Source organism: Paenibacillus sp. JJ-100, assembly GCF_948329825.1.
GTDB lineage: Bacteria > Bacillota > Bacilli > Paenibacillales > Paenibacillaceae > Paenibacillus.
In genome coordinates, this window is sequence record NZ_CAOJCM010000001.1 from 949,419 (window position 1) to 966,787 (window position 17,369).

Annotated in this window: 15 protein-coding genes; 8 read left to right on the top strand and 7 right to left on the bottom strand. The window is 44.2% G+C overall.

The window, feature by feature from the left end; genetic code table 11:
* Nucleotides 1-133: 133 nt before the first annotated feature.
* The 6 genes from PQG66_RS04650 (at nt 134) to PQG66_RS04675 (ending at nt 7,624) form a co-directional block, all read left to right on the top strand.
* The gene (locus tag PQG66_RS04650; protein ID WP_272035617.1) at nt 134-754 is read left to right on the top strand and encodes a flavin reductase family protein; all 621 of its coding nucleotides are present in this window, start codon (nt 134-136) and stop codon (nt 752-754) included.
* Between the two features lie 186 nt (nt 755-940).
* Entirely contained in the window at nt 941-3,097 is a 2,157-nt protein-coding gene (locus tag PQG66_RS04655; RefSeq protein ID WP_272035619.1) for an MMPL family transporter, read from the top strand.
* A gap of 358 nt (nt 3,098-3,455) precedes the next feature.
* Entirely contained in the window at nt 3,456-4,376 is a 921-nt protein-coding gene (locus tag PQG66_RS04660; RefSeq protein ID WP_272035621.1) for an ABC transporter ATP-binding protein, read from the top strand.
* A 108-nt stretch (nt 4,377-4,484) separates the two neighbouring features.
* Nucleotides 4,485-5,168, top strand: a complete 684-nt coding sequence (locus tag PQG66_RS04665; protein ID WP_272035623.1) for a hypothetical protein — start codon at nt 4,485-4,487, stop codon at nt 5,166-5,168.
* Between the two features lie 185 nt (nt 5,169-5,353).
* Nucleotides 5,354-6,373 (top strand): dienelactone hydrolase family protein, encoded by a 1,020-nt coding sequence (locus tag PQG66_RS04670; RefSeq protein WP_442955003.1) that lies wholly within the window; start codon nt 5,354-5,356, stop codon nt 6,371-6,373.
* 78 nt (nt 6,374-6,451) lie between these two features.
* Complete coding sequence (locus PQG66_RS04675) at nt 6,452-7,624, top strand: rhamnogalacturonan acetylesterase (RefSeq protein WP_442955034.1); 1,173 nt, start codon at nt 6,452-6,454, stop codon at nt 7,622-7,624.
* A gap of 121 nt (nt 7,625-7,745) precedes the next feature.
* On the opposite strand, the gene mnhG is transcribed toward PQG66_RS04675, so the two are convergent.
* From mnhG to PQG66_RS04705, 6 genes are read right to left on the bottom strand one after another with little or no spacing between them, the layout of a single operon-like run.
* Nucleotides 7,746-8,138: a monovalent cation/H(+) antiporter subunit G gene (gene mnhG, locus PQG66_RS04680; RefSeq protein ID WP_272035631.1), complete on the bottom strand. Its 393-nt coding sequence runs from the start codon at nt 8,136-8,138 to the stop codon at nt 7,746-7,748.
* The gene (locus PQG66_RS04685) at nt 8,122-8,406 is read right to left on the bottom strand and encodes a Na(+)/H(+) antiporter subunit F1 (RefSeq protein WP_272035633.1); all 285 of its coding nucleotides are present in this window, start codon (nt 8,404-8,406) and stop codon (nt 8,122-8,124) included. Before PQG66_RS04685 ends, mnhG begins: the two co-directional genes overlap by 17 nt.
* Nucleotides 8,406-8,882, bottom strand: coding sequence for a Na+/H+ antiporter subunit E (locus PQG66_RS04690; protein ID WP_272035635.1), 477 nt, complete (start codon nt 8,880-8,882; stop codon nt 8,406-8,408). Before PQG66_RS04690 ends, PQG66_RS04685 begins: the two co-directional genes overlap by 1 nt.
* 6 nt (nt 8,883-8,888) lie before the next feature.
* Nucleotides 8,889-10,367 (bottom strand): Na+/H+ antiporter subunit D, encoded by a 1,479-nt coding sequence (locus PQG66_RS04695; RefSeq protein WP_272035637.1) that lies wholly within the window; start codon nt 10,365-10,367, stop codon nt 8,889-8,891.
* The gene (locus tag PQG66_RS04700; protein WP_272035639.1) at nt 10,360-10,698 is read right to left on the bottom strand and encodes a Na(+)/H(+) antiporter subunit C; all 339 of its coding nucleotides are present in this window, start codon (nt 10,696-10,698) and stop codon (nt 10,360-10,362) included. Before PQG66_RS04700 ends, PQG66_RS04695 begins: the two co-directional genes overlap by 8 nt.
* 1 nt (nt 10,699) lies before the next feature.
* Nucleotides 10,700-13,651 (bottom strand): Na+/H+ antiporter subunit A, encoded by a 2,952-nt coding sequence (locus PQG66_RS04705; RefSeq protein WP_442955035.1) that lies wholly within the window; start codon nt 13,649-13,651, stop codon nt 10,700-10,702.
* Nucleotides 13,652-13,958: 307 nt separating this feature from the next.
* Between PQG66_RS04705 and PQG66_RS04710 the strand changes: the two genes are divergently transcribed.
* Entirely contained in the window at nt 13,959-15,602 is a 1,644-nt protein-coding gene (locus PQG66_RS04710) for a sensor domain-containing diguanylate cyclase (RefSeq protein ID WP_272035642.1), read from the top strand.
* 77 nt (nt 15,603-15,679) lie between these two features.
* On the top strand, nt 15,680-16,210 hold the full coding sequence (locus PQG66_RS04715; protein WP_272035644.1) for a hypothetical protein: 531 nt from the start codon (nt 15,680-15,682) through the stop codon (nt 16,208-16,210).
* 98 nt (nt 16,211-16,308) lie between these two features.
* Here the strand turns inward: PQG66_RS04715 and PQG66_RS04720 are convergent, their stop codons facing one another.
* Complete coding sequence (locus PQG66_RS04720) at nt 16,309-17,157, bottom strand: GGDEF domain-containing protein (RefSeq protein WP_334220753.1); 849 nt, start codon at nt 17,155-17,157, stop codon at nt 16,309-16,311.
* Between the last annotated feature and the right edge of the window lie 212 nt (nt 17,158-17,369).

Sequence of the window (17,369 nt, forward strand, 5' to 3'; positions counted from 1 at the left end):
GTCAATCGTATTCTGTGACAGCATATGACGGCTCTTGCCTACGTGTGATTGTGTATAGAATGGGTGATATAATAACGATGAACGACCAAACGGAACAGACTTGCTGCCAAGAGGCAAGAGAGGGGACTTACCTATGTATTCACTTAATCCGGAAGAACTTACGGCTAAAGATAACTATAAATTGATGAGTGGTTCGATTGTACCTCGTCCAATTGCCTTTGTGACTACAAACTCAGATCATGATGGTGTTATCAACGCAGCACCATTCAGTTTTTTCAATGTAGTGAGCTCTGATCCGCCATTGTTATCCATCTCGGTTGGACGTAAAAATGGTGTCATGAAGGATACTGCGCGTAACGTACTCAATCATAATGAACTGGTCGTGCACATTTGTGATGAGAATATTATTGAAGAGGTGAATGAAACTGCGGCTATGTTGGAACCTCATGAAAGTGAGCTGAAGCGGACCCGTCTGACAACAACACCTAGTTCCATCGTCGCTGTACCCGGAATTCAGGAAGCTCTTATTCGGATGGAGTGCAAGTTGTATCAGCATATTCCAATCTCGAATGATGAAGGCATGCCTGTAAGTGACCTGTTGCTGGTACGTATTGTGCAATATCACTTTAGCGAGCAAGTCTATCTTGCTGAAAAAGGGTATCTTTTGATGGATCAGTTAAAACCAGTCAGTCGCTTGGCTGGTAATGATTATGCCAAACTGGGTGAGCGATTCACCGTGATTCGCCCGGAATAATAAGATGTGATATTAGCCTATAAGGACGAACAGCCCATGCAACAAGCGAGTGCATGAGGGTGTTCGTCTTTATTGCGTTATAAACATAATCAAGTTACTTCACGAATAGACTTGTACTATATGAAGTACGTGTCGTGATGTTGTATTCAAAGAAGGAATTCAATTTATGTGCAGAGGAGCTTAGGTATGGGGTATCGGAGCCTGGCTGCCTTCATCAGCCGATATCCTCGATTTATTATACTCTGCTGGGTATTTATCATCGGGATGTCAGCCGCCTGGGCATGGAAGCTGCCGGACATTGTTCAGGATCATGGATTGAAGTTCGTACAGGGACAAGCTCAAGCAGTAGAACGGATATTGGAGGAAGACTTTAACTCCCCTCCTGATCCGGTCGTGTTACTTTTTAATAAACATCCGGATACTTCTGGAGTCAAGTTCAACCAGTGGATTCAGGAAACACTCACGGCAATTCATACGTTGCCAGCCATATCCGCGGTCATTTCTCCTCTCGATGCGAACACACAAGGAAGAATGTTGCATGAAGATCAGGCTTATGCACTAGTTCATATGGACATTGCATCCCATCAGATGAGACTTCCATTAGAGCAACTGCGCAAACTTCTTGAAGAGGAGGACAAGCAAGCTCACCCTCCCGGAACCGTGCAGTTGACTGGAAAAACTGTTGTGCAACAGGATGTTAATCAATTAAGCTTTCGAGATTTAGAACGGGCAGAGATGGTAGGGTTGCCTATTGCGCTACTTGTTCTTTGTTTTGCGTTCAGAGGAGTATTAGCGGCAATAGTTGCTGTCACGATGGGGATCAGTGCAGTGATTACAGCGATGGGCATAACTTCGTTTCTAGGTCATTATCTGGAACTGTCCAACTTTATTATTAACGTGATTCCGATGGTGGGTATGGCGCTAAGCATTGATTTTGCACTTATTATATTAAGCAGATATAGGGAAGAGTTTCAGCAGAGTTACGTCCATAAAGCCATGCTGATGAATGAACAAACCAAAATCCAGCAACGGGAGCGATTACAAAAGACATTACGCACTGCGGGTCGTGCTGTGTTGTTCTCGGCTGCATGTGTAGTCCTCGGTCTGCTGGGGTTACTCTGGATTAGACTACCGATGTTTCTCAGTGTGTCGCTAGGAGCCATGATTGTACTGATCCTGTCGTTACTTTTAAACATAACGTTATTACCTGCCATACTTTTGCTGAGTGAAAAACGAATATTCGGTCGGATGATCTTTCCATCCAGCATTTCAGAGTTTGAATCTAAGCATAAAGATCAAGAACGCAGTTTCTGGCACCGCTGGTCGGCAATGGTGATGAAACGCCCTATATGGATGGGAATCACAGCTACAATTCTTCTATTATGGTGTGTATATCCCGTTACACGGATGGAATTGTCTGTTCCCGATGCTTCTTCGCTACCTGAAAGAATGGAATCCCGTCAAGCATCCGAGCAGATCCAGCGTAATTTTGGTCAGGAGCGCATTTCAATGATGGATATTATCATCGGGGAACAAGGAACGCCATTAACAGCCAAACAATGGGAGAAGGCTAATCAGAAAATATACATGCTTCAACAGGACCCGAAAGTGGTAAGTGCCGGCTACCCGATTAGCTTTTCCGATTCGTTTATCCGACTGATGGTGGGTGTGCAGGGGGAACCAGGTTCAGAGGAGATAACAGACTGGTTGTGGCAGACTAGAGCTGATGATTTAACAACCGGGCAAGATGGCATTCCAGTGATTTATGGCGGTGAAGCCGTTTATGAGGATGAGATCATGCACGAAATTGTACAGCAGTTACCCAAGGTACTTGTATTTGTCATTGTAAGCAATTATTTGGTGCTGCTTCTGGCATTTCGCTCCCTATTGATCCCACTAAAGGCTATTCTGATGAACCTGCTCAGTTTAGCTGCTTCGTTTGGCATACTGGTATGGGTATTTAACGAAGGACATCTGGGAATGGAGTCGTCAGCCGTCGCGATTATGATCCCTGTGTTCATTGCTGGGTTAGTATTTGGCATATCAATGGATTACGGTGTTTTTATGTTAAGCCGCATCCAGGAAGTATATCGACGAACAGGGGACAGTGATCAGGCCGTTCAACACGGTTTGGCTTCAACAGGTCGTTTAATTACGTCTGCTGCTGGTATTTTACTGGCAGTTACGATTCCTTTTGCTTTTGCTGAAGTGGAAGGCGTAAGACAGTTGGGAATCGGTATAACCTCAGCCGTATTTATTGATGTTACAGTAATCCGCCTTGTGCTTGTCCCGTCTCTAATGAAATTGATGGGGAGGTGGAACTGGTGGCTGCCAGGTCAATAACAATAAAAAGCATAGAAGAAACTTGAAGAAGATGGCTTCTATCTACACCAACAGATATGAAAATTTCAAAACCAAAAAATAAAGGATATTCCGAAGCCCTTAATGAGGGGATGGAATATCTTTTTTTTAAAATCAACCATCACCTTTTAAAGAAAACCTTATATTCAATTGAAGTGTAATCTCAATAACATCGTTCAGAAGAGAAAAATCTGTAAAATTCAGGATGGAAGTGACTTATATTACATAACTATAATAATAAATATTCTATTATTTGGTTTATTTAATGTTTTTCAATAATATAACTAGTTTTATATGAAAAATGAAGAGCCTTGGTAGTCATCCTTAGAGGAGGGAATTTATGGGGTCTCATATTATTGAAACACGCGGATTAAATCTGAACCTGCAGGGAAACCATGTACTCAAAAATATTGACATCACTACGCACTCCGGGCAAATCTGCGCTTTGATCGGGGAGAACGGAGCGGGCAAAACGTCAACGATTCGCTGCATTACAGGGCTTTACCCTCCAACGACAGGGGGATGTACCATTTTTGGCGAGCCGGCGTATAACATGGGCCAGAAGAATAGGAACCGATTTGGTATCGTGTTTGACGAGGGAGGGCTGTATAGTGAAATGTCGGCTTGGGAGAACGTCCTTTTTTTTGCAAGCCTGCGAGGAATGGAAAAAGATAAAGTTGCAGAACGCTACAACAGACTTGTGCAACATTTCGAATTAAAGACTTCTTTGAAGGTTGGGCGTTTTTCCAAAGGTATGAAACAAAAGCTTATGATTATACGTGAATTAGTGCACGAGCCTGAGCTGCTTATTCTGGACGAGCCCTTTAACGGCCTTGATCCAGACTCCAAAATTTTTTTAAGAGACAAACTTAGTGAAATCTGTTCCGAGCAGGGCACTTCGATTCTCATCAGTTCTCATGATTTATTTGATTTAGAGAAGATCGCGGATCAGGTTATTATGATACACCAAGGCCGAATTGTAGCAGATCAAGCACTTCAGGCCATCACTGGAATCACCGAACGTTACATCGTTACCTGTGACAACCCACAACTGGTGGTGAGTATTCTTCAGGATATTGAAGGAATTACGGTTGTGAATCATAATGAGCAGTCTGTGACATTTATGGTTGAATCGGAGGTTATTAAACAGCCGTTACAAGTTCTTCTGCAGCACGGCATAGAAATTCAGGAATTTTTCAAGGAAAAGAGCTCATTAGAGGACTTTTACAGAACTACCAAACAAGCGGCTGTACAAAACTGACGTATAAAGTAATCTTTTTGGGGAAGGGAGAGGCTGTACTTGCTGCCGTTATTAAGAAAAGATGTACAAACCCTCAATTGGAAAAGGTCTTTGACCATGCAAGTATTGATGTTTGGAATTTTTTTTGTGTTTACGATCGGTCAACTGGGGGAGTTGGAAGCAAGTCTGGGTTTGACGATCGATGGTGTTGTTCCACTGTTGCACAAGTTGAATGAGACCCGGGAACATCGTGTCATGTTTACCAATTCATTGATTGGTGTTGGTCTCCTGTCTTCTGCATTGGTATTTGCATTGTATGTCGGTATTCCTCACGTTCTCCAGTTTTTCACGAAAGAAAAAGCTGAGAAGAACCTGAGTTTCCTGCTGGCGGTGGTTTCAAAACCCGGTAAAATCATGCTGGCAGTATGGTTATTTGCTCTAATCCGTGTTGTAGCTATGGCTATCATTAATGGTGTTCTAATCTGGTTTATCTTTACTCTGCTTGGGTTTAGATCGGTGTGGACGACGAGTCTTTTCTCTTCGGGTCTGACCATTATTTTGTGTATAGCTGCTTTTTTGTATATGGCCAATGCTATTGTTTGGGCAACAAATGGAAGTGAAGCCGTGCTGAAAATTTTCAGAATATTCATTCTGGTGGGTATTGTCGCAGCATTTCCAGCGGTTAACTATCTTCGGATGGATTTCAGTTTTCTGGATTTTCGTTATGTTGCATACAGTGGAATGATCTGTATCGTGGCAGCGTTCGTGTCACAGTTTCTGATGAGGTTATTTAAGGTTGAAAAAATTATCTAGATCATGTCTAATGTGATTTTTAGTTAGTTAAAATGAATTCTCATCTGATCAAGAATGGGAATTCATTTTTTTTATGTGTGCAAGAGATTCCTTATTTTTACTTTTGGTTTTATAATAGACGAGAATCATATAAAAAAGGTCAATTATCTAATATAAACCAATACCGACAGGAGGGGCACAAGTTAATGCAGGACATTGATCACTACCTGTATCAACAGACCAGACTTCATGGGCGCTCGGTTTACCATCCGGATGTGGATTTTGCATCATGGCGTAAGCAATTACAAGACAGAGTTCAAGAGCGGCTTGGCGGTTTTCCTTCGGAAGTTGCTGATCTTAACCCTGTGTTGCTGGAACGTACATCTTGCGAAGGTTATACCCGTGAGCGGATTGAGATCACAACCTATTCAGGGCTGCGTATGCCTATTTATCTTTTAATACCTGATGATGTAAGCGTTATCTCAGACAGGAAGCCAGCTATTATCGCCTGTCACGGGCACGGCTATGGAAGTCGTGAGATTTGTGCTATGGAGCCGGATGGTTCACCGCGCACTGGGGAACCCGGGTTGCACAAGGACTTTGCAGTAAAGCTTGTACAGCGTGGATATGTTGTAGCTGCTCCTGAACTGCTCGGGTTTGGGGAGAGAAGGTTGGACGAGGATCTCGAGGCACCTCCAGGCACAAGTTCTTGTACGAAGATTGCTGCGCATCTCCTTATGGTAGGTCAGACCCTTGCTGGACATCGAGTCTATGAGACAAAACGTGTACTGGACTATGTACTGACTCGGTCTGAAGTGGATCCAGAGCGAATCGGAGGCATGGGCATTTCAGGCGGTGGACTGGTTATTGCTTTTACAGCGGCACTCGATGAACGCTGTAAAGCTACCGTTGTCAGTGGTTACGCAAGCACGTTCCATGGTAGCATTCTGGATCGCAACCATTGTCTCGATAATTATATCCCGGGGATTTTGCAGGAAGCAGAGTTGCCGGATATAATCGGTCTGATTGCTCCGCGCGCTCTCTTTTTGGAGATTGGAAGCAAAGATCTTGTTTTTCCGCTTCATTCTGCACGTGAGGCTCATGAACGGTTGAAAGCGATTTATATACATGCAGGTGCAGAAGGAGCGCTGGGTGCAGATTATTTTGACGGCGGGCATGAGATTAGCGGGGCAAAAGCATACGACTGGCTTGACCATGTCTTGTAGTTATTCAGCAGGAACAGGGTACGGAAGAGTAGAAAATGGTTCATGCATCATCATCTAATCCGAAAGGGGAGTTTTATGATGAAATGGTCTAGTTCTTTGCGAATGATGTTATGTGGTGTATTGGCTGCAAGTATAATTGCCGTGGGATATGGAAGTGATCGGGTAGAGGTTGCGGAGGCTGCATCCGATCAATACAAATTTGATTTTGGTGCAGGATCAGTGGAGAACGGATATATTGGAGTTTCAGCATCAACCGCCTACGCCTCTGCAAAGGGGTACGGTTTCAACACACCGGCTAATATGAGGGATGTCTCAGCATCAGGCAGCGGTGTTGGAAGCGATGCTGTGCAGTTTCTGAAATTTGGTACGAAGAGTGATAATACCTTTAATGTTGATCTGCCCAATGGACTATACGAAGTCAAAGTTACCCTGGGCAACACGTCTAGAGCGAGCGTAGCCGCAGAAGGGGTATACCAGATTATGAATATGACAGGCAACGGAGCGACTGATCAATTCCAGATTCCAGTGACGGACGGACAGCTGAATCTCCTGATTACGGAAGGCAAGGCTGGTACCGCGTTTACGCTGAGTGCTCTTGAAATTCGAAAGTTGTCCAGCCAGCCTGTTACCAATCGTACAATCTATATTGGTGGAGACTCCACGGTGTGCAATTACTACCCGCTTGATAGCAGTGTCCAAGGAGGCTGGGGACAGTTGCTTCCTTCATATGTAAATAGTTCCACCTTTCAAGTGCGGAATATGGCAACAGGTGGCCAGATCGCAAGAGGTTTCCGAGATGATGGTCAGATGGAGGCTATTCTGAAATATATTAAAGCAGGAGATTACTTTATTTTACAATTGGGAATTAACGATACTAATGCCAAAAACAATACAACGGAGGCAGAGTTCAAGGAAATCATGCGGGATATGGTACGTCAGGCGAAAAACAAAGGAGCGACGGTGATTCTCTCTACACCGCAAGGCAGAGCAACGGATTTCAATTCGGCTAATGTGCATCAAGCGGAAAGTCGCTGGTATAACGCGTCTACACGAGCACTGGCTCAGGAGGAAGGAGTAACCCTCGTAGATCTGAACAAGCTTAGTTCTGCTTATTTCACTTCCATTGGCCCGGCGGCAACCCTTAATTTGTACATGAATGGCGACAGCCTGCATCCTAACCGGCAAGGGGCTGCACAACTAGCCCGTATTGTAGCTGCCGATTTGAAACGACAAGGTTTAAACGGCTTCTGAATGGATTCTTCCAGACAGATTCTATGTAAAAAAGGATGTTAAAACACCCCCGAAGTTGAACCGCGACATGCGGACTTCATCTTCGGGGGTGTTTCCATTTTTTATTTTTAACTTATATAACCTACTCCATCATGTCCTTCTCTTCGTATTTCATCTTTTTCCCTTTTAACAACGGCTCCAGTTCGTCTTGCACACTTTGTTCCCAGAGAGGTACATCGGTACGATAGGCAGCCCGGCCATTCAGATGTCCTGCAATAGGCGCCGTGATGAACACAAACAAAATACCGAGCAACAGGCGAGCACTAATATAGTTGTCAAAATACCAAAAGAAGAAAAATGCACCGCTCAGGACACATAACACACCGAGAGTCGTACTTTTCGTCGCCGCATGTGCTCTCAAGTATACGTCGGGTAGACGGAGAAGTCCGAAGGCGCTAAAAGCACTGAACAAAGCCCCGATCAGGACGAGTAGCCCAATCACTATTTCGACGGTGCTACTAACGATCTCCATCATTTCTAAACACCGCCCCTCGTTCAATATATCGTGCAAATGCGACCGTACTTAGAAAAGCCACTATACCAATCAGCAAAATGATATCTAGATAAGCTTGCGTTTTCTGCATCATCGATAGTACAGCCACGATGGCTATAACATTGATACCAATCGTGTCGAGTGCAGTAATCCGATCAGCCATGGATGGGCCACTAAGAACGCGGTACAAGCAAGCCATAATGGCCACAGACAGAATAAGCAGGGAGATAAACAATAGTGAAGATAACATTAACGTGTCACCTCCATAATTGCTTTTTCGAATGTATTCCGAATGTCGTTTCTCAATTTTTCTTCATCCTTGATATCCAGTGCGTGGATAAAAAGCTTGCGTTTGTTGCCCGAGATTTCAAGTGGAAGTGAACCAGGGGTTAAGGAAATTAACATACACAGCAGGGTAACCTCCCAATCCGAGGACAACTGTGTACGATAACTGAATATACCTGGGCGAATATGGAGCTTGGGTCTAATAATCTCTCGAATCATCTCGAGGCTTGCTCGAACGAGCTCTTTTAAAAAGAGCAGGATTAGCTTGACTATAGCCCACACCCGAACAATGTATAAGCGCTGCGGGAAAAAACGCCGCATGGCTCCAATTAAGAGAAGACCAAGTATATATCCAGTAAGAAAAGCAATACCGTTCCATGTAGTGTTCAGAAACATCCAGACAAAGGCAATGATTAGATTGAGTACAATCTGAAAGGCCATAGACATCTACTCCTTCAATACGGCATCTATATAAATATTGGGATGCAGCAGAATATCGCCTGCTCGGGAAGTAAGCTGGAACATACCTTCAGCGCCCAAGCCAATTACGATGATAAATACTAACAGAATTCCTGCAGGGACCAGCAGACCATTCACCGCGTAAGGACGTCTAGCCATGCCTGCAGGGGCCTCACCCCAGAACGCCTGAATGAAGATGCGCAATACCGAATACAACATGAGTAGACTGGATAGCACGGCTACCCCGGTCAGACCATATAATCCGGCCTCAAAGCCCCCTTCAAAAAGCATTAGTTTTCCTGGAAATCCACTGAATGGAGGCAGACCAGCAAGTGCAAGTGCGCTGATGAAGAACATCCAACCAAGTACCGGATATCGTTGAATCAGTCCGCCCATATTATCGAGTCGGGATGTACCGGCTACGGCGATTAATGCACCACCGAGCAGGAACAGCAGTGTTTTGATCAGCATGTCATGTAACATATAGAACAGTAATCCTTCTAGGGCAGTACGGCTTGCAGCAGCCATCCCGAAGGCAACAAACCCAACGCCTGCAACTACGTTATAGACCAGAATTTTATTCACATCACGATAGGAGATGGCTCCAATCACTCCTAGAATCATCGTCGCACCAGCCATCCATCCAATTAAGGAATTGAAGAAGTCAGGGTCATGATAGAAGATCAAAGTGAATGTTCGCACAATCGCATACAGGCCAACCTTCGTTAGCAAACCTGCGAACAGCGCTGTAACGACAGCAGGCGGAGCCGCATAAGAGCCGGATAACCAGAAAAATAGAAACAAGCCGGCTTTGATACTGAATACGATCAGGAAAAGAACCCCAATCAATGTGATAACTCCACTTTGTCCCACTTCAGCAATTCGTACAGACAAGTCAGCCATATTCAACGTACCTGTAACGGAATATAAAAAACCGATGGAAGCTACGAATAAAGCGGAAGACACAATGTTAATCAATACATATTTGATGGTCTCACGTAACTGTCTTTCTGTACCACCAAGCACGATGAGGGCGTAAGAAGAGATCAGCATCAATTCAAAACTGACGAACAGATTAAACAAATCACCTGTTAGAAATGATGCGTTCACGCCGGCAATCAGAAAATGAAAGAAGGGATAAAAGTGATGCTGCTCCCTTTCTTTATTGATGCTTCGAAAAGCGTAAAACAGACATGTCAGCGCTATAATGGAGGCAGTCACCACAAGCAGTGCAGCTACCATGTCGGCAACAAGAACAATTCCGTAAGGAGCTGACCAACCACCCATATTCAAGGTCAAAACGCCAGATTGTGCGACACGTGTAATAAGAATCGTAGAGGCGGTCGCTGTTGCCAAAAGGCCAATGACACTCATTAAACGCTGTATATTTATACTACGGAAGAACAAGATGGTGACCACACCGGTTATCAACGGGAGCAAGATCGGCAGAACAACAAGGTTATTCATATGGGCGCCTCCTCACTTCTTCCAAATCGGCGGTTTTCAGCTTGAGATAAGAACGATAAGAAAGAACGCAGAAGAACGCAGTCAGTCCAAAATTGATGACGATGGACGTCAGAATTAAGGCTTGAGGGAGCGGATCAACGTAGCTTTCAGCCATTTCTCCAAGAAGCGGAGGCGCCCCAGTTTTGAGCCGGGACATTGTAATTAACAGCAAATGTACCCCATGTGTCAAAATAGACATGCCGAGTACGATACGGAGCATGCTCCGTGACAAGATTAAAAAGACGGCAACCGCAAAAAAAACGCCTACGGCTACACACATCAATATTTCCATATCATCGATCCTCCCCGATCTGTAGAATGATAGTCATGGTGACGCCTAGCACTGCGAGGAATACGCCAAGATCAAACAACATGGCTGTAGCAAGCTCCGTTTCACCCAGCAGAGGAAGCTCGAAGTATCCAAACGTTTGGGTGAGGAATGGAACACCGAACAGAAATGAACCTGCACCGGTGAGCAAGGCAATACCTAAACCGATAGCTGTCATGCTTCGGAAGTCGATGGGGAGAGCTTTGCGTATTGTATCTGTGCTGAACGCCAGTGCGAGTAGTACCAGGGCTGCTGCTGTCACGAGACCCCCGATAAACCCACCACCAGGATTATGATGCCCTGCAAAGAACAGGTGCATTGCGAAAGTCAAAATGATAAACACAACAACTTTTGTCGTCGTTTTCAACAAAACGTCATTACTTTGTAACGGCACCGTATCCCAAGATAAACTGCTGCGTTCGGAGTTTCCGTATTTCTTCGTATTGTCTTCATCATCATCCAACTCGGGTTCTTCATCTGTTTTCTCTTCTTTGCGAAATTTCAGTCTCGCTCCGAGATCCTTCGCTTCGAGATTCAGATTAATCATGGAGTAGATGGATAGAGATGCTACGCCAAGGACCATGATTTCCAGTAATGTATCATAGCCACGGAAATCAACAAGCAATACATTCACGACATTTTTACCACCTGCTGAATTGTATGCTTCCTGTAGAAAGTAACCAGAGATGCTATCCAGAGATACTGTTCCACTTGCAGCAAGAGCAACGAATGTCATGACGACACCCACAGAGATCGCCACAATCAAATTCACTGTGAGATAACGTCGACTTGACTTACCACGTTGTAGCTCGGGAAGATGATAGAAGCAGAGCAGGAATAGCGCAACGGATACCGTCTCTACAATCATCTGTGTTAGCGCCAGGTCAGGCGCCCGGAACAGTACGAACAACAAGGTAACGAGGAAACCAACAGCTCCGGTCATGATAACAGCGGACAAGCGGTTTTTGGCAAATGGAATGGACACCGCAGCTGCAATCAAAGTGACCAGCAACACGACCTCATAGAGAGAGAATGGTGCGTTTTCTTGTACATTCCAGTTAATATGCTCACCAGTACGGAAGAAAGCGTAAACCAATAAAGCAACCGTGAACGAGAGAATATAAACCAGATAATTACGGACCGAGCCATTCATGTATGCTTCTGTCCATTTACGTGCATAGTGCTGCAAGTTGTCCAGTACAACATGATAGATGTTGTTAATCGTTAAACCTTGTGGATAATGCTCATAAATATTCCTCCATCGTGGCAGTAACTTGTAGAGTATGACACCGAGTGCAACTACACCGATTGTCATAAACAGTTCAGGAGTCCAGCCATGCCATAAGGAGAAATGTACATCGAAGCGTTCGTTCCCATTCAACAGGGAGGGAAGAACAGCAGCCATTGCCGGTTCAATTAGTGAGCCAGACAGGAGGTCTGGAAAGAGTCCAAAACCGATAACCAGCACACCCAAAATGATCGGTGGAATAAGCAACCCGGCAGGCGCTTCATGTAATTTCTCGGCAGGTAGCTCACTTCGGCTACGACCGAGGAATGTTTTGAACACGAATATTAGAGCATAAATCAATGTGAACACACTGGCTAGCCAAGCAACAATAGGCAACAGGATGCTCCAGGAACCCATTCCAAAGATACGGAGATCAGTGATCTGTACCATCGCTTGGAAAAACAATTCCTTACTGAGGAATCCGTTAAAAGGCGGGATACCTGCCATAGCGAGTGAACCAATGAGAGCGAGACTGAATGTGATCGGCATGAATGTTGCCAATCCGCCAAGCTTTCGAATATCACGTGTGCCTGTCTCATGATCAACAATGCCGGCTACCATAAACAGTGCGGCTTTGAAGGTCCCGTGATTAAACAGATGGAGCAGTGCAGCCGTAATTGCTACGGTGTACATTGCAGAGGATTCGCCATATCCGAAATATAAAGCAGCAGATCCAATTCCTAAGAGGGACATAATCAGACCCAGTTGTGAGATAGTCGAATAGGCGAGAATTGCTTTGAGATCGTTTTTCTTAACAGCCAGAAACGATCCATAACATAACGTGAGTAATCCTACACCAGTCACGAGCCAGAACCAAAGTCCCTGTCCACCGAAAATCGGTGTGAAACGGGCAACAACGTAAATACCGGCTTTAACCATCGTGGCTGAGTGCAAATAGGCACTGACAGGTGTTGGGGCTTCCATGGCATCCGGTAACCAGATGTGAAATGGGAATTGCGCGGATTTCGTAAACGCTCCAATCAGAATGAGAACAAGAGCGGGCAGGAATAGCGAACTCTCCTGAATCTGACTCAACTCAGTAATAGTGGCACGAATACTGAATGTACCTGTCATTAGATACATTAACATGAATCCGGCAAGCATGGCGAAACCGCCAAAGACCGTAATCAGGAACGATTTCTGTGCACCAGATGTGGAAGCTTTGCGCTTGTAATGAAACGCAATTAACAGAAAGGACGTAATGCTAGTAAGTTCCCAGAATGCATACAGTACAATCATGTTGTCTGACAATACAACGCCAAGCATGGCTCCCATGAACATTAACAAATAGAGATAGAAGCGGTTCAACGCTTCAGTCTTACTCATATAGAAAATGGAGTAAAAGACGACAAGTACGCCAATGCCGCTAATAAGAAGCGTTAATAGTAAACTTAGTCCGTCCAAATAAAGATTAAATCCGATGTCCAGAGACGGAATCCAAGGAATCTGTCCGGATACCGGATTACGTTGGGACACCGCAGAAATCAGGCTTGCAAAATAGACGAACAATGACGCTGGAACAAGTAGTACCAGCCATCCTAGGTGAATTTTACTGAATAGTCTGTGCATCAGGGCAAGAAGGATCCCTGCTGCGAAAGGCAAAATTACAGCAATGTGAAGCAGGCTCAACATAACACCCCCAATATTTGTTTTTCTAGTCTTTTCTTTATGTGACATACAGGCGGCGCGATCATCTCAAGAATATGCTTACTCTCTCTCTATTCTTAACCCAAGTTTATATATGCAGAATCGTAACAATTCTTTGAATAGAAGAAACTCGGTGTTATGTTCGATCCATTTTGTATAGGCACATATAAACTATATACGGATGAAACCCGATATAGATTCAAAAATAATGAATAAATATTAATATCCTTTTATTTACAATAGGATTATTAATATTTACAACCGAAATTTCGATTCGCAGGAGGCGACCATGTCATTTAAAATAAGGACGGTGCTTACCGTCATCTTTGCTCTAATATCTTTACTAGTAATATTGACAATTGGAGCTATTTTCAGCCAAAAATCATCTAAAGTTGTAGAAAGTGAGATTGGTCAATCCCTGGAATCCACAGCTGTGCAGGCAGCAGACAAGTTGGATTGGTTCATGTACTCTCGTTCGGGAGAAATGAACCTTTTGGGAAGTATGGCCTCAATGGATGATAACTATAACCCTGCTCATATCCAAATATTGCTGGATCAATTGCAAAATAGCTTTCCCTCATTTTCCTGGGTAGGATTCATGGATCCGGAAGGGAAAGTATTAGCGGCAACAGACGGAATTCTTTTGGGAAACGATTTATCGGAACGACCTGTATTTCAAGAGGGGATCAAGGGTAAGTTTATTGGAGATGTACATAACGCAGTCCTACTTGCCAAATTACTGCCGAATCCTTCTGGAGAGCCATTACAATTTGTAGATATCAGCTTCCCGCTCAAAGATAGCCTGGGTCAGACTCGAGGTGTACTAGCTGCACACCTTAGCTGGGCATGGGCGAAAGAAGTGGAGGATTCTGTACTTGGCCCGTTGAAGCAGGAGGAGAAAGATCTTGAATTTTTTATCGTCAGTCAAAAAGAACACACCGTCTTGCTCGGTCCCAAAGAATGGCTGGGCAAGCAACTCCCACTAGAAGGGATTACCAAAGATGGAGGCCATAGGAGTAGCGGTTGGTCCAGTGAAAGATGGCCAGATGGCAAGGATTACGTTACGGGTCTTGCTTATAGTCAGGGCTATGAAGATTATCCCGGGCTTGGATGGAAGGTCGTTATCCGACAAGTCAAATCAACGGCTTTTGCATCTGTAGTTGATTTAATGTGGTTTAACATCTATGCTGGCCTTGCTGTTACACTACTTTTTGCCTTGATTGGCTGGCTTCTATCCAGAATGATCACGTCACCTTTAGTTCGGTTAACCAGAGTTGCGGACCGTCTCGGCGCGGGTGAGAATGTCAACATCCCTGAGAACAAAGGGGTTAAAGAGATTGAAGCATTGTCACGGTCACTTCGTAATATGGTATCTTCCATAACGGATAAAGATTCTGAACTGGTTGTGATGCAGAATCTGGCACACTATGACCAACTGACCGGATTAAGGAATCGTACAGCGCTTGAGATCTACCTTGAGGAAACATTGCAAATGGAAAGCGAGGACCATACGCTAACCTTCCTTTATCTGGATTTGGACGGCTTCAAAAGTGTGAATGATACGCTAGGACACCAGACCGGGGATGTATTACTCCAAAAGGTTGCTCAACGTCTTAATGTGCTTAGCCATGAGAAAGGTATAACGGTACGACTAGGAGGAGACGAGTTTCTAATTGTTCTTCGCTCTGTTGGAGATCAGCCGCGGCTAGAAGCGACCCAGTACGCGAATGACATTATTCAAAGTATAAATAAACCGTTTATTATTGATTACGAGCGGGTTCATATTGGATGCAGTATTGGCGGGGCTGAATATCCAACAAACAGCGACAATCCAAGTGATATCATACGAATGGCAGATGAGGCATTATATCGTTCCAAACGTGCTGGCAAAAATAGAGTAACCTTTTATTCCGATTTAGATGAGGCACTTTAGCATATAATAGTTCCATGATTAATGCGTGATGATATTCAATTTCGGTAGAGTATATGACTTAAGGGAGGAGGGGGAGAATGTCTGGAAAATACACTAATGTACCCTTTGGCTATGAACCTCCTGTGCCTAGTCGCAAGGGAACATTGATCTTCTATGACTCGTTTGAACATGTGACGGACGAACAGCTTGAACGTGCAGCTTCGATGATGGATGCAAGAGGCTTTAAACAGCTGGTGCTTTACCCTCTACATGAGAGCACAGTGAGGCGAATGAGCCGAGATGCAGTGCAGTCTTATTACAAGAGGGAAGATCGCCTTCATGCATGGCGGCGTGATCATGCCTCATCAACCGTACGAGTAGAGGGTTTGGAAGGGAAAAGGAAAAAATATACCCCGATCGATACAGCGCTGCGACATATTCAAGCTGAATACCCGGCGCCTCTTTTTCTTTATATGACCTCTGAGATGGCTAATCTATTTGCCTCTTTTGACTCTTTTACGGATTGGATTAAGGAGCTACGGCTCATCATTGATGGTCATTCCGTAGATATGCATCCTAGATTGGAGCAATTTCAACACCGCTGGGAAATGGCAGAGAACGGAGTGTGAGATGTAACCAAAGTTACATCGTCATGAAAGTAAAAAAGTTGTGTAGTACTCCGAATGATCGGTGTACACACAACTTTTTTGTATTACCTGCGCCTGATTTAAGCAGGGCTGATCGAGGTAACGGTTTTATTTTTACCCGTACGTTTGGCGGTATACAAGCAGGCATCCACTTCTTCAAATAATTTGTCTTTGCTCAGATCTCTGCTGTAGCTTCTTAAACCAATGCTTACTGTAATCGAAGCGCCCCCAAGTTCAAGATGACGCATCAATGAAATCTTTTGGCGAATAAGCTCTACCAGATCATACGTTTGTTCGGAAGATTGTTCAAACATTAACAAAGCGAATTCCTCGCCACCATACCGCGCAGCAATATCACTTGCCGTAATATTCTCCTGAATAACAAGAGATACTTTCTCCAAAATGATATCACCCACACGGTGACCATACGTATCATTGATATATTTAAAATCATCAATGTCAATTAAGGCCAAATGCAGACTCATCCCAAGATTGGCATACTCGAATGCATTCTCATAAAAGTCTTTAAACGAGCTCTGGTTATAGAGGTTCGTTAAACCATCTGTTTTGGACTGTTTCGCCATAATAGCATTTCTCACAATCAATTCCTTCTTCGCGATCATGCTGGCTTGCAGGTCGTCCAGCACTTCGACACCACTGGTCACAATAATCTGGGCGACATAGGTTGCCAGGATCAGGAAGAATGGAATAGATATCATGTCAAACGTGCTAAGGTATGTGCGATAAGCCGGATCAATGAGAAGAAGACCATAACCTGCCAATTGTAAAATGCTAATGAACCATACACGCCTGCTGTTAAAAAACAGCACAGAGGCAAAAATCGGTAACAGACATATGGCTGGCATAATCCGTATGTCATAATTGACATGGATCATGCTCCAGGCAATCACTGTACTGGTTATGGACATCGTATAGAACGAACAAGTAGGAAATTTTCGATCCACATAACTGGTGAGTAAAATACAAAAAACAGCTATAGCCGTTGGCCAAAACAGGACGTTTACGATGAAATCCAGGGGAGTACGATCATAATTTAGAAAAAGATAACAACCAATTTGAATAAAAAAATGTACAGCAACAACTACCGAATAAGCAAGAAGCATTTTACGGATCCACTTGG

Excerpts from the sequence above, each read along its gene's own strand:
- PQG66_RS04650 (WP_272035617.1), top strand. The coding sequence starts at position 134 with ATGTATTCACTTAATCCGGAAGAACTTACGGCTAAAGATAACTATAAA.
- PQG66_RS04655 (WP_272035619.1), top strand. The coding sequence starts at position 941 with ATGGGGTATCGGAGCCTGGCTGCCTTCATCAGCCGATATCCTCGATTT.
- PQG66_RS04660 (WP_272035621.1), top strand. The coding sequence starts at position 3,456 with ATGGGGTCTCATATTATTGAAACACGCGGATTAAATCTGAACCTGCAG.
- PQG66_RS04665 (WP_272035623.1), top strand. The coding sequence starts at position 4,485 with ATGTTTGGAATTTTTTTTGTGTTTACGATCGGTCAACTGGGGGAGTTG.
- PQG66_RS04670 (WP_442955003.1), top strand. The coding sequence starts at position 5,354 with ATGCAGGACATTGATCACTACCTGTATCAACAGACCAGACTTCATGGG.
- PQG66_RS04675 (WP_442955034.1), top strand. The coding sequence starts at position 6,452 with ATGAAATGGTCTAGTTCTTTGCGAATGATGTTATGTGGTGTATTGGCT.
- mnhG (WP_272035631.1), bottom strand. The coding sequence starts at position 8,138 with ATGATGGAGATCGTTAGTAGCACCGTCGAAATAGTGATTGGGCTACTC.
- PQG66_RS04685 (WP_272035633.1), bottom strand. The coding sequence starts at position 8,406 with ATGTTATCTTCACTATTGTTTATCTCCCTGCTTATTCTGTCTGTGGCC.
- PQG66_RS04690 (WP_272035635.1), bottom strand. The coding sequence starts at position 8,882 with ATGGCCTTTCAGATTGTACTCAATCTAATCATTGCCTTTGTCTGGATG.
- PQG66_RS04695 (WP_272035637.1), bottom strand. The coding sequence starts at position 10,367 with ATGAATAACCTTGTTGTTCTGCCGATCTTGCTCCCGTTGATAACCGGT.
- PQG66_RS04700 (WP_272035639.1), bottom strand. The coding sequence starts at position 10,698 with ATGGAAATATTGATGTGTGTAGCCGTAGGCGTTTTTTTTGCGGTTGCC.
- PQG66_RS04710 (WP_272035642.1), top strand. The coding sequence starts at position 13,959 with ATGTCATTTAAAATAAGGACGGTGCTTACCGTCATCTTTGCTCTAATA.
- PQG66_RS04715 (WP_272035644.1), top strand. The coding sequence starts at position 15,680 with ATGTCTGGAAAATACACTAATGTACCCTTTGGCTATGAACCTCCTGTG.
- PQG66_RS04720 (WP_334220753.1), bottom strand. The coding sequence starts at position 17,157 with ATGTCCATAACCAGTACAGTGATTGCCTGGAGCATGATCCATGTCAAT.